12 protein-coding genes are annotated in these 11835 nt (G+C 70.6%); 7 read left to right on the top strand and 5 right to left on the bottom strand.

Features of this window, described 5'->3' with window-relative positions; all coding sequences use genetic code 11:
• The coding region (locus AC08ON_RS09790; protein WP_476616817.1) for an alpha/beta family hydrolase at positions 1–403 on the bottom strand (403 nt) is incomplete at its 3' end.
• A 29-nt stretch (positions 404–432) separates the two neighbouring features.
• On the opposite strand from AC08ON_RS09790, the gene AC08ON_RS09785 reads away from it, so the two are divergent.
• From AC08ON_RS09785 to AC08ON_RS09765, 5 genes are all read left to right on the top strand, one after another.
• Positions 433–1221: a methyltransferase domain-containing protein gene (locus AC08ON_RS09785; protein WP_476606809.1), complete on the top strand. Its 789-nt coding sequence runs from the start codon at positions 433–435 to the stop codon at positions 1219–1221.
• 224 nt (positions 1222–1445) lie between these two features.
• Complete coding sequence (aroA, locus tag AC08ON_RS09780) at positions 1446–2786, top strand: 3-phosphoshikimate 1-carboxyvinyltransferase (RefSeq protein ID WP_476606819.1); 1341 nt, start codon at positions 1446–1448, stop codon at positions 2784–2786.
• A gap of 54 nt (positions 2787–2840) precedes the next feature.
• On the top strand, positions 2841–3827 hold the full coding sequence (gene rsgA, locus AC08ON_RS09775; protein ID WP_476606810.1) for a ribosome small subunit-dependent GTPase A: 987 nt from the start codon (positions 2841–2843) through the stop codon (positions 3825–3827).
• Positions 3828–3928: 101 nt separating this feature from the next.
• Positions 3929–4774: a histidinol-phosphatase gene (gene hisN, locus AC08ON_RS09770; RefSeq protein ID WP_476606811.1), complete on the top strand. Its 846-nt coding sequence runs from the start codon at positions 3929–3931 to the stop codon at positions 4772–4774.
• A complete protein-coding gene (locus AC08ON_RS09765; RefSeq protein WP_476606812.1) occupies positions 4771–5490 on the top strand; it encodes a glycerophosphodiester phosphodiesterase in 720 nt (239 codons plus the stop codon). The genes hisN and AC08ON_RS09765 overlap by 4 nt, the downstream gene beginning before the upstream one ends.
• Before the next feature lie 308 nt (positions 5491–5798).
• Here AC08ON_RS09765 and AC08ON_RS09760 read toward each other — a convergent pair whose 3' ends face one another.
• From AC08ON_RS09760 to AC08ON_RS09745, 4 genes are all read right to left on the bottom strand, one after another.
• Positions 5799–5996 carry a hypothetical protein gene (locus AC08ON_RS09760; RefSeq protein ID WP_035729797.1) on the bottom strand — a complete coding sequence of 66 codons (198 nt, stop codon included), beginning with the start codon at positions 5994–5996 and terminating at the stop codon, positions 5799–5801.
• Positions 5997–6414: 418 nt separating this feature from the next.
• Positions 6415–7488: an alpha/beta fold hydrolase gene (locus tag AC08ON_RS09755; RefSeq protein WP_476606813.1), complete on the bottom strand. Its 1074-nt coding sequence runs from the start codon at positions 7486–7488 to the stop codon at positions 6415–6417.
• A 177-nt stretch (positions 7489–7665) separates the two neighbouring features.
• Positions 7666–9096 carry a gamma-aminobutyraldehyde dehydrogenase gene (locus AC08ON_RS09750; RefSeq protein ID WP_476606814.1) on the bottom strand — a complete coding sequence of 477 codons (1431 nt, stop codon included), beginning with the start codon at positions 9094–9096 and terminating at the stop codon, positions 7666–7668.
• Between the two features lie 32 nt (positions 9097–9128).
• The gene (locus AC08ON_RS09745) at positions 9129–10532 is read right to left on the bottom strand and encodes an aspartate aminotransferase family protein (RefSeq protein ID WP_476606815.1); all 1404 of its coding nucleotides are present in this window, start codon (positions 10530–10532) and stop codon (positions 9129–9131) included.
• A gap of 195 nt (positions 10533–10727) precedes the next feature.
• Here AC08ON_RS09745 and AC08ON_RS09740 point away from each other — a divergent pair, with 195 nt between their 5' ends.
• Positions 10728–11216: an Lrp/AsnC family transcriptional regulator gene (locus AC08ON_RS09740; RefSeq protein ID WP_476606816.1), complete on the top strand. Its 489-nt coding sequence runs from the start codon at positions 10728–10730 to the stop codon at positions 11214–11216.
• A gap of 190 nt (positions 11217–11406) precedes the next feature.
• Complete coding sequence (locus AC08ON_RS09735; protein WP_023841369.1) at positions 11407–11721, top strand: DUF6907 domain-containing protein; 315 nt, start codon at positions 11407–11409, stop codon at positions 11719–11721.
• Positions 11722–11835: the final 114 nt, after the last annotated feature.

The raw sequence follows: 11835 nt of genomic DNA, 5'->3' as shown, positions 1-11835 counted from the left end.
GGCGCGGCGGGCCCAGCGCCTCGACCGCGGCGATCGCGACCGCGTCGAGCCGGGCCGGCCGGTCCGGCGCCCGGCGCCCGGCGACGCGGTACGGCATCTCCAGCCGCGCCACCTGCACCCCGACAGAGGTGAGATATGCCGCAAGTTGCACGAAAAGCGGCGTGTCCGTGCCAGTCCCGGCTCCGTGCAGGAAAAGCACCGTCGACTCCGCCGTGCCGGGAACCACCAGCAGCCGTCCGCCGTCCACAGCTGTGAGCGGTCCATTACCCGGGACCTGCCCGGGGTCGGCGGCGGTGGACGGCGAATCCGGTGCGCATCTATCCGCACGAACAGGGAAGGACACGGCGTGGTCGAGCCTGGAATCTGTCAGACTTCCGCCTTGAGTGTGTGACTTACCTCGCATCATCGCCCCTCGAAGGGTAGGAACGTTTCATGCCGCCTGGCCCCGACGCCGATCCGGGTCCGTCTCGCGGACGAGCGAACACCCTGGTCTGCGAGGCTCCAGCCAACAGTGACGACCCATACTGGGCGTTCTACGAAGAGGTCGCGGCGGTCCAGCTCCGCGAATGGCTACCGTCCCGGCCCGCGCGGGTGCTCGACGTCTCCGGCCCGCGGGCCCGCTTCGCCCGCCAGATGGTGAGCACCGGCCATCAGGTCGTCCGGGTGGTCACCAGCGCCCTGCCGCCCGATCCGGCAAGCGGTCCCGGGACGCTTCTGCCGGTGGTGGGAGACGCCCGATCGCTGGACTGGTTCGCTCCCGGTTCCTTTGACGCCGTCCTCGCCGAGGCTCGGGCGCTGTCGTTCTGCCTCGCCACCGAGACCATCCTGGAGGAGATCCATCGGATGCTGCGGCCGGGCGGCCGGCTGCTGCTCTGCGTCGACTCCCTGCTGCTCGGACTCGCCCGGCTCGCCGAACAGCACCGCTGGGCGGAGCTGTCCGACGTCCCGCGGGCGGACGTGGTGCTCGTGCCGGCGGAAGACGGAACGATCACCCGGTGTTTCTGGCCCGAGGAACTTCGGGCACTGCTGACCAGCGCAGGGCTCGACGTGGACTGGATCCGCCCGCGCACCGTGCTCTCCGCGGAGGCGGTCAAGCGCGCGGTCGCCGAGGACGTCTCGTGCTTCCCCACCCTGGTACGCACGGAGGTGGAACTCTCCGCCGAGCGTGAGGGTGAGTCCATCGGCATCCATCTCATCGCCTCGGCCCGCCGGTCCGCCTAAGATCCGGCGCGGCGGTCGGTCCACGCGGGTCAGGGGGCGAGGCGTTCGAGGACGGCCGCGATTCCCAGGAGCCGGGCCTCGTCCCCGTGCCGGCCGGCGGGAATCGGGTGTCGGGAATCAGGTGTCGGGAATCAGGTGTCGGGAATCAGGTGTCGGGAATCAGGTGTCGGCCGGCGCATGTCACGATGACGCGGTTGACCCGGGCCGTCGTCCGGCATGCTGTCATGGTGAGCATCCTGACGGGTAGCGAAGCCACCGGAACGCAGTCCGATCCGTGGCCGGCTCCACTCGCACGGCAACCGGTCGAGGCCGTCGTCGCGGTGCCCGGCTCGAAGTCCGGCACAAACCGGGCACTCGTGCTCGCCGCGCTGGCGAACGGAACCTCCCGGCTGCGGGGTGCGCTGCGCTCCCGCGACACCCTGCTGATGGCCGGGGTGCTGAGGACGTTGGGTATCGAAGTATCCACCGAGGGTCCCGACTGGGTCGTCCACGGCCACCCGACACCGAGCGCCGCACCCACCGCGCGCGCGGAGTGCGGAAACGCGGGCACCGTGGCGCGCTTCACCCCGGCACTGGCCACGCTGACCCGCGGCGACGTCGTCTTTGACGGAGACGCGCGGATGCGCGAGCGTCCGCTCACCCCGCTGCTCGGCGCGCTGCGCGAGCTCGGCGCCGAGATCGACGGCGACCGAATGCCCTTCACCGTGCACGGCCGAGGGCGGCTGCGTGGCGGCGAGGTGATCGTGGATGCCTCCCACTCCAGCCAGCTTGTCTCGGGGCTGCTCCTCGCCTCCCCGCACTACGACACCGGGGTGACGGTCGTCCACCGCGGGTCCCGGCTGCCATCGGCTCCCTACCTGGACATGACCGTCGCGGATCTACGGGCCGCCGGTGCCACGGTCGAGGTCGACGCCGTGTGCTCCCCCGCGGCCGGCCCGGTGGCGGACACCCGGCGCTGGCGCGTCGAACCGGGCCGGCCGACCGCCGCGGACCGGACCATCGAACCGGACATGAACAGCGCGGCGGCCTTCCTCGCGGCGGCGGTCGCCACCGGCGGGCGGGTGATGATCCCGGACTGGCCGGAGTCGACCGAGCAGCCCGGCCGGCTGCTGCCCGATCTGCTGGTGGCGATGGGAGGCACGGCCCGGCGCATGCCGGCGGGCCTGGAGATCACCGGCGGCGGTGCCGTCCACGGGATCGACGTCGATCTGTCCGACTTCGGGGAGGCCGCTCCGATACTGACCGCCCTCGCCGTGCTCGCCGACTCGCCGTCACGGCTACGGGGCATCGCGCATCTGCGGCTGCAGGAGACCGACCGGCTGGCCGCCCTGGCCCTCGAACTCGGTCGCCTGGGCGCACGGATCACCGTCGCCGACGACGGACTGGCGATCAGTCCGGCGCCCCTGCACGGCGCCCGACTCGACCCGCACGCCGATCATCGGCTGGCGATGGCCTACGCGGTGGTAGGCCTCGTGGTGCCCGGGATCGTCATCGACAACATCGCGACGACTGGCAAGACGGTGCCGGACTTCCCCGAGATGTGGACGGCGATGCTGGACCAATGAGCGGCGCGACGCGACGCCCCCCGGGCCAGGCCGACGGCGCCGGCGGCTAGTCCGATGGCCCGCGAGCTGGACGAGGACGACGTCCGGGTCCGGCCGGGCCGGGGATCGCGCCCCCGGACCCGGGACCGGCCCGACCATGCCGAGGCGGTCGCGGCGGTGGTAGTGGGTGTCGACCGCGGCCGGTACACCTGCCGGCTCGACGCGATGGCCGACCTCCTGGTCGCGGCCGTGCGCGGTGGGTCGATGCGCCGGACCTCCGTGATAGTCGGTGACCGGGTGGCCCTCGTGGGAGATGTCTCCGGGGCGGCGGGCCTCTTGGCGCGCATCGTCCGCCGCGAGGAACGCACGAGCGTCCTGCGGCGCACCCCCGACGACAGCGATCCGGTGGAGCGCCCGATCGTCGCGAACGCCGACGTCCTGGTCATCGTCTGCGCGGTCACCGATCCGCCGCCGCGGCCCGGCCTGATCGACCGATGCCTGGTCGCCGCCTACGACGGCGGGCTCTCCCCGGTCCTGTGCCTGACCAAGACGGATCTCGCGGATCCGGCAGTGCTGGTGGACCTGTACCGCCCACTCGGACTCCCCGTCGTGACCACGCGCCCCGGTGGGGACCTGCGCGCGCTGCTGGAGCTGCTGACCAATCGGGTCAGTGTGCTGTTCGGGCACAGCGGGGTCGGCAAGTCCACCCTGGTGAACCGGCTGGTGCCGGCGGCGGACCGGGCGATCGGCGAGGTCAACGCCGTGACCGGCCGCGGCCGGCACACCTCGTCGGCCGCTGTCGCACTGCGGCTGTCCCAGGGGGGCACTGTCGTGGACACCCCGGGTGTCCGGTCGTTCGGGCTCGGCGCGGTGTCCCCGGACCGGGTGCTGCGCGCCTTCGAGGACCTCGCCGCGGCCGCCGCGCACTGTCAGCCCGGATGCGAGCACCTGGCGCCGTCCCCCGACTGCGCTCTGGACTCGGCGGTGCGGGACGGCCATGCCGACGCCGCCCGGCTGGCGAGCCTGCGCCGGCTGCTCGGCACCCGCGGAGCCTCACCTTGATCGCAATAGATCGGGAGATTGGTCACACTCACCCCGCCACCTGGTGTCCAGCGCCCGGGACCACCGACGCGCGGTGGCGCTCGGCTCGTAGTCTCGCAGGCGTGACCCCGCCTAACCCCGCATCCGTGAGCATCGAACCGACCGCGGACTCCGACACCGTCGCCATCGCCGACGATCTGGCCCTCGCGCTCAGCCTCGCGGACGCCGCCGACCGGATCACTCTTTCCCGATTCCAGGCAGTGGACCTGCACGTCGAGTCGAAGCCGGACAACACCCCGGTCTCCGACGCCGACACCGCCGTCGAGTCCATGATCCGCAAACGGCTCGCCGTGGCCCGGCCGGGCGACGCCGTGCTCGGCGAGGAGGAGGGTCTCGTCGGATCGGGCGCCCGTCGGCGCTGGATCCTGGACCCCGTTGACGGCACCAAGAACTTCGTGCGCGGCGTGCCCGTCTGGGGCACCCTGCTCGGACTCGAGGTGGACGGCGAGATGGTCGTCGGGGTCGCGAGCGCCCCGGCGATGAGCCGACGGTGGTGGGGAGCCCGGGGCACCGGCGCCTTCACTCGCGACGCCACTGGCGACACCCGTGCCCTGAAGGTCTCCTCGGTCACCAGCCTGGGTGACGCCTTCCTGTCCTTCGCCTCCGTCGAGGGCTGGCAGACCGCCGACCGGCTGGAGGAGTTCCTCCACCTCGCCGGCCAGGTCTGGCGGACCCGCGCCTACGGCGACTTCTGGTCGCACATGATGGTCGCCGAGGGCGCCGTGGACCTCGCCTGCGAACCCGCGGTGTCGCTCTGGGACATGGCCGCGCTCCAGGTCATCGTCGAGGAGGCCGGTGGCCGGTTCACCGACCTGGGCGGGCGCCGGGGACCGGGACACGGCACGGTGCTCACCACCAACGGGCATCTCCACAACGTCGCGCTGCAGTCGTTCAACGGCTCTTCATGATCGGTTTTGCGCATCGTGGTTCTCCCGCCCCCGGCCAGCGGGAGAACTCCCTGCCCGCGTTCCGTCGCGCTCTGGCCGGCGGGGCGAGTGGGCTGGAGTCGGACGTCTGGCTCGCCGCCGACGGCGTTCCGGTCCTGCATCATGACGGTGTGTTCGGCCCGCCCGGGCGGCGTCGGCGGATTCCCGACCTGACCGCCGACCGCCTGCCGGGGTGGCTGCCAACCCTCGCGGAGTTCTACGCGGAGCTGGGTACGTCCTTCGAGTTCAGTCTTGATCTGAAGGGCCCGCCGGGCAGCTGGGCGGACGCGGCGGCGGCCGTCGTCACCGTCGCCCGCGAGGCCGGTGGCGGCGAGGCCGCGAGGCGGCTGTGGCTGTGCGGCGGGCTCACGGACCTCGCGAAATACCGACCGCTGGATGACGACGTCCGGCTGGTGAACTCGACGTCGATCCGCGACATCGTCACCGGCGGCGGAATGACCGCGTACGGCGATGAACTCCGGGCTGTCGGAGTCACCGCCCTCAACCTGCGCGCGCGTGAATGGACCCCACCACGGGCCGGCATCGTCGGTGTTCTCCACGACCTGGGTATCGCCGTGTTCGGGTGGGATGCGCAACGAACAACCACACTGACCCGGCTAGCCGGCTACGGGCTCGATGCGGTCTACAGTGACCATCTACGCCGGCTGGTACGCGTGACGGGTGCCACCCGGGCATAGCCAGCAGGGGTGCCCGGTGACGCGACTGTCGTAGATGCGCCAAGGTCAGACGAATTGGGTGGTCAACCAGGCGAAGTCGTTGATTCAGTTGTGCGCAGCGTGACGCGACTCCGGCACACCGTCATATCACTGCTGGTTAGGATAGCGCCGTGCAAGCTATAGCCGGCGTCGCCCTCGATCACCAGGGAAAGATCGGTTCCCCGAACCTGCGGATTGACCACGAAAGGGATAACACTCACTCCCGCGCCGGCGGCCGACGATGGCGCATCGTGGCACTTTCTTGACACCGGGATGTCGGGAGGCTGCACTCAGTCCTCCTCGGCGACTTTCAGCATCTGCTCCGGAAACCCGGTGCGTTCCGCCACATGCTCGACGGAGTATCCCTGTCGTAGCAGGTCACGAGCCTGTTCCAGGGTCCAGCCCCGACCGGGGTCGACCCGGCGGACAACCACCTCACTCGCCTGGCGCCGTTCCTGGGGCCAGCTGAGTCGTGCACGGCGTGCCAAGGGTCGACCTCCGAGATTTGAGAGGACTTTGGTGTTACGCCACCAAGGATAGGCCATATTGACGTCGGCCTGCCCGTTGAACTCCACGATAGCGGGTGCCGACCAGTTAATGCAGACCCGAGCCGGAAGACAGCGCATCACGCGAAGACTCTGGCCCGAACAGGCGGCACGCCAAGAGGTACGAGAGTCCTTGATCCTCGGCTGGCCGGATCCATCGGTGACCGGGAAGAGCTTCCGCGAGAGCGGTTCAGCCGAGAACGGCACCGACGCATCTCACCGGGTGACTTCCCGCAAGGCATGGCTATGGATGGCCAACCGGGTCGTGGATGCATAGCGGGTCCGCTCCGATGCGACGGGTCACCTCGGTGAACGTATAACGGCGGATCCCGGCCCCGCGGTGGCCGGCAGCCGTGCCCGTTTATCGGCTCCGGGTGAGGCCACGACCGAGGCCACGACCCGCGGCTTCCGCCGGGGCCGAACGCGCGCCCGACGGCTGGGCGGCGGGCGCGGACACTTCCGTGGTCCTGGTCGAGCGGCCGTGCTCACGCAGCATCGTCCGCCACTGCTGCGGGGAGTGACTCGCCGGCCGGGTGGTCGCCAGAAAATCCTCGAGAACCGCCCGGAAGCGTTCGGGGTCAGTGTGATGGGGGAAATGCCCGGCACCGGCAAAGATCTCCAGGCGGCTCCCCGGCATCGCCTCGTGCGCCATCCACGCGTGCTCAACCGGGATGACGGCATCCCGGTCACCCCAGACGATCAGCGAGGGCATCCCGGCGGCGAGGTAGCACCGGTCCAGCATCGTGATGGACTGCCCACGCCCGTCCACCGCCGACCGTAGCGTGCGCAGGAACGCCGCCCGCGCGGTGGGTACGCCCAGCGAGTCGAAGACGTTCAGGAGATCGTCGGCGTCCCGCCCGAGATCGGTGTGCAGCAGGCGCAGCGCGTGCATTCCGGTCCAGCCGGCGACCCGCACCGGCGGCATGCCGATCAGGGACAGCACCGCCCCGGCTCCGGGCACGGCCGCCGCCCGCAGCGCGGGATGCAGGTGCGGCCCGACCCCGCCGGTGGCGACCAGCACCAACCGCTCGCAGCGCTCCGGGAACTGGTAGGCGAACTGCATGGCCACCCCGCCGCCCAGCGAGTGTCCGACGACCGTGGCGCGCTCGACCCCGAGGATGGTGAGCAGGTCTCGCATGCCGCACGCGTAGCCGGCCACCGAGTAGTCACCGCGCGGTTTGTCCGACTCACCGTGTCCCAGCAGGTCGGGAGCGATGACGGTGTGCCGGCGGGCCAACTTCGGGATGATCGAGGCCCAGGTGCGCGCGTTGTCCCCGATGCCATGGATGAGCAGCAGAACCGGCCCGCGCCCGGCCCGCAGATAGCACCGCCGGTACCCGTGGACCGTGACGAAGCGGGAGGTCAGCGGGCCCACCCGGGGCACGCCATGGGCACGGCCGCCTCCGGTGCTCGTCGTCCCGTCTGCCGATGCCACGACCGAGGCTGGATTCTTCCTCACTCGCCACCACCCACCCGCGACTCGCCGCCACCCACCTGCCCCCGCTCGAAGCACACCATCCTACTTCCACGACCTACCCCGGGAGCCCGCCCGGGACTCGCACCCGGCTCCCCGCGCCCGACCGCTTCTGACCTGGTGGTCAGAACCTGATGGTCAGAATTCGATGTTGCTCATCACATGCTTGATCCTGGTGTAGTCCTCCAGGCCGTAGACCGACAGATCCTTGCCGTACCCGCTCTTCTTGAACCCACCGTGCGGCATCTCCGCCACCAGCCGGATGTGCGTGTTGATCCATACGCAGCCGAAGTCCAGTCGGCGGGCGACCCGCAGGGCCCGGCCGTGATCGCGGGTCCAGACGCTGGAGGCCAGGCCGTATTCGACCCCGTTGGCCCAGGCGACCGCGGTGTCCTCCGAGTCAAACCGCTGCACCGTGATGATCGGGCCGAACACCTCGGACTGGATGAGCTCGTCGTCCTGGCGCAGACCCGAGACGACCGTGGCCGGGTAGAAGTAGCCCGCCCGGTCCAGCGGAGCACCGCCGGCGAGCACCTCGGCATGTTCGGGTGCCCGCTCCACGAAACCGCTCACCCGGGCCAGTTGGCCCGCGTTGTTGAGGGGCCCGTAGTCGACGTCGGGCTCCTCCGGCGATCCAGTCGCAGTCTTCCCGGCCGCCTCGGCCAGGGCGGCTGCGAGGTCGTCGTGGACGCCCGGCGCGGCCAGCACCCTGGTCGCAGCCGTGCAGTCCTGGCCGGCGTTGAAGTACGCGGCCTCGGCGATCTGCCGCGCCACCACCGCCGGATCCACGTCGTCGAAGACGATGACCGGCGCCTTGCCCCCGAGTTCGAGGTGCACCCTCTTCAAGGAGTCCGCCGCGGCCCAGGCGATCTCCATCCCGGCCCGCACGCTGCCGGTCACCGAGACCATCGCCGGGCCCGGATGGGCCACCAGCGCGCGTCCGGTGTCACGATCGCCACACACCACGTTGAGCACGCCGGGCGGGAGGAACTCCGCGGCGATCTCGGCAAGCAGCAGGCTGGAGGCCGGGGTGGTGTCGGAGGGCTTGAGCACGACGGTGTTGCCCGCCGCGATCGCCGGCGCGACCTTCCAGACCGCCATCATCAGCGGGTAGTTCCAGGGCGTGACCTGGGCACAGACCCCGATGGGCTCGCGGCGGACATAACTGGTGTGCCCCGCCAGGTACTCGCCGGCCGACCGGCCCTCGAGCAGCCGCGCGGCCCCGGCGAAGAACCGGATCTGGTCGGCGGACGGCCCGACCTCCTCGTCCACGGTGAGCCGCAGCGGTTTGCCGGTGTTCGCGCTCTCCACCGCCGCGACCTCGTCGGCCCGGTCCTCCAGCGCGTCGGCCACCCGCAGCAGTGCCCGGGACCGCTGCGCGGGCGTGGTGTCCCGCCAGCCTTCGAACGCCGCGCTCGCGGCCGCCACGGCCGCGTCGACGTCGGCCGGCCCCGACCGGGGTGCCTGCGCCAGCAGGTCCGCCGTCGACGGGTTCAGGATGGGCATTGTCTCGCCATCGACGGCCGGGGTGGAGACGCCACCGATGAGATTGGCGAAGATCGCATCCATGTCTCTGGTCCCTCCTGGGGGATCGGGCCGGCTCAGCCGACGAGGTCCCGGGCCATCTGGTCGAGGCTGTCGAGGTAGCGGTCGACATCGGCGTCGGTGTGCTGCACCGACAACGTCCACTCCTCCTCGCGCCCGGGCGCCATGAGGACGTTGCGGTTGGCGTTGTAGAGCCAGGCCAGTTCGGGCAACTCGACGTTCTGGTGCGCCATGAACGAGGTGTAGTCACGGATCGGGGCGTCAGTGAAGTGCACGCATCCCTTCGAGCTGATGCCGACGGTGTAGCCGGGAATGCCGTGCCGGGTCAGGATCTCGTCGCAGCCGGCGGTCAACCGGCCACCCAGCCGATCGAGGTGGGTGTAGGCGTCGGGAGTGAGCACCTCGAACAGGCTCGCCCGGGCGGCAGCCATGGTCAGCGGGTTGCCGTTGTACGTGCCGACCTGTTTCACCCGGTCCGAGGCCACGGCCTCCATCAGTTCCGCCGTCGCGCCGATCGCCCCGGACGGCAGCCCGCCACCGAGCGCCTTGGCCAGGGTCACCAGGTCCGGGCGCACGCCGAACCTCTCGGTGGCCCCACCGGCCGCCACACACAGCCCCGTCTTGACCTCGTCGAAGATCAGGATAACCCCGTACCGGGAGGTGATCTCCCGGACCGCCGCCAGGTAACCGGGCTCCGGCAGGACGACGCCGAGGTTCATCATCGCCGCCTCCATGATCACACAGGCAGGCAGGCGTCCCTCGGCGGCGAGCGCGGCGATCCGCCGCTCCATCGCCGGAGCGTCGTTGAAGGGGACCGGCACCGTGAGGTCGACGACCACCCGGGGGATCCCGGCACCGTAACCTAGCGAGTTCATGTTCTCGGCCGGACCGATGTCGTCGTACGGGGTCCCGATCGACACCATCACGTAGTCGTGGTGCCCGTGGTACGAACCGAAGATCTTGACGATCGTGTCGCGGCCGGTGACGCCGCGGGCGATGCGGATCGCGTCCATCGTCGCCTCGGAGCCGGAGTTGACGTAGCGCCACTGCGGCAGCCCGAAGCGGCGGGCCAACTCCTCGCTGACCACCACGCAGTCCTCGGTGGGCATCGCGAAGTGCGTACCGAGCGCCACCCGCTCGGTCACGGCCCGCACGATCGCCGGGTGGGCGTGCCCCTGCACCATCGAACCGAACCCGTTGTGGAAGTCGGAGTATTCGTTGCCGTCGACGTCCCAGACCTTCGACCCGAGACCGCGGGTGAGGTAGATCGGCCAGGGATCACGCACCTGGTAGGACGACGGCACCCCGGAGGTCATCGACCGCACCGCCCGCGCATGCAGCGCCTCCGAGCCCCGGGTGCGGACGTCGAGGCGGGCGGACTCGCGCGCGGCCAACTCCGCGACCCTGGCCTGCGGCACAACCCGGGTCGCACCGCTCCCGGAGGCAGTCACATTCGACACTATCCACGCATCCTTTCCACCGATCAGCCACTGAAAGCGTAGCCTGATCGGCAGTTTGACGATGGAATCCGTCGAAGATTGCGTGGATAAGGCTCGCTTCCCAGTTCACTCATCGACGGCCATACGATGGCAGCAGGGGCAGGCCAGCGGGAACGGGCGTGAGGAACCGCCACAGAGGACTGAGGAGGACACCGGGTGCAGTCGCGACGGTCGCCCGGCCAGCGACTTAGCTCCGACACCCTGCTGGACGATGTCAACAAGGCCATCATCGAGCAGCTGCAGCAGGACGGCCGGCGATCCTACGCGGCCATGGCGGCGGCGGTCGGGCTCTCCGAGGCGGCCGTGCGCCAACGGGTGCAGCGTCTACTCGACGCCGGCATCATGCAGATCGTCGCCGTCACCGACCCGCTCCGGGTGGGCTTCCACCGGGAGGCGATGATCGGAGTGCGGGTCACCGGGGACACCCGCGTCGTCGCCGACACGATTGCCGCGCTGCCCGAGGTCGATTACGTCGTCCTGACGGCCGGATCCTTCGATCTCATCGTGGAGATCGTCGCCGAGAACGACGAGCACCTGCTCGAACTGATCAACGAGCAGATCCGCGCTCTGCCACAGGTCCTCGCCACCGAGACGTTCGTCTACCTGCGGCTGGTCAAGCAGACCTACGCCTGGGGAGCACGCTGAAACGTCCGGACGCCGACAGCGCGGGCCGCCGGGCGCGGAGGGGAAGCCGGGCCGGGTCGAACATCGATAGGGCGCAGAACCTGCCGACGGGCCGCCGGGCGCGGCGACGCGGGCGGGCATGCGGTTCGGGAGTGTCACCGTTTGTACCGCCGACGGGAACAACCAAGCGGCCACAACAAGAGTCCAACATATGCAACGAACGTCAAATATCTCGGCCCGGACACACGATGGGGTGAACATGGCGCTGGTCCACCATGACCCGCAGGACGGCATTATGGTTACCCGGATCGGGCAGGCGGAGATAACGGTACGTCCCGAGCCACCGGCGAGCGCCGGGAAGGCTCCGGTCATCCTGCTCCGGTTGGATGCGCCCATGCTCGACACCCTTGCCGCGGCCTACCTGGATCCGGACGAGGCCCGCCGGCTGGCCCAAGCGCTGATGCGGGCGGCCGAGGCGGTGCGTCCGGCAAGCCCGTGGCGAACCCCGGGAACCACCCCCCGCTGATCCCGGGACGGGCCCCGCCGCGGGAGAACCCGCCGCCGACGGCCGCCATGCCGGGGGCGGCTCCCGGGCCACCACTGTGCGTCCCGGGCTCGGACGACCGCCAGTCCGGGCCCC

The sequence above is a fragment of the Frankia sp. CoWAU3 genome (genome assembly GCF_977971855.1).
The sequence above is the reverse complement of the archived record's forward strand: the minus strand, read 5'-3'. Positions and strand labels throughout refer to the sequence as shown.

Coding starts and splice junctions, on each gene's coding strand:
- AC08ON_RS09785 (WP_476606809.1), top strand. CDS start 433: ATGCCGCCTGGCCCCGACGCCGATCCGGGTCCGTCTCGCGGACGAGCG.
- aroA (WP_476606819.1), top strand. CDS start 1,446: ATGGTGAGCATCCTGACGGGTAGCGAAGCCACCGGAACGCAGTCCGAT.
- rsgA (WP_476606810.1), top strand. CDS start 2,841: ATGGCCCGCGAGCTGGACGAGGACGACGTCCGGGTCCGGCCGGGCCGG.
- AC08ON_RS09765 (WP_476606812.1), top strand. CDS start 4,771: ATGATCGGTTTTGCGCATCGTGGTTCTCCCGCCCCCGGCCAGCGGGAG.
- AC08ON_RS09750 (WP_476606814.1), bottom strand. CDS start 9,096: ATGGATGCGATCTTCGCCAATCTCATCGGTGGCGTCTCCACCCCGGCC.
- AC08ON_RS09735 (WP_023841369.1), top strand. CDS start 11,407: ATGCAACGAACGTCAAATATCTCGGCCCGGACACACGATGGGGTGAAC.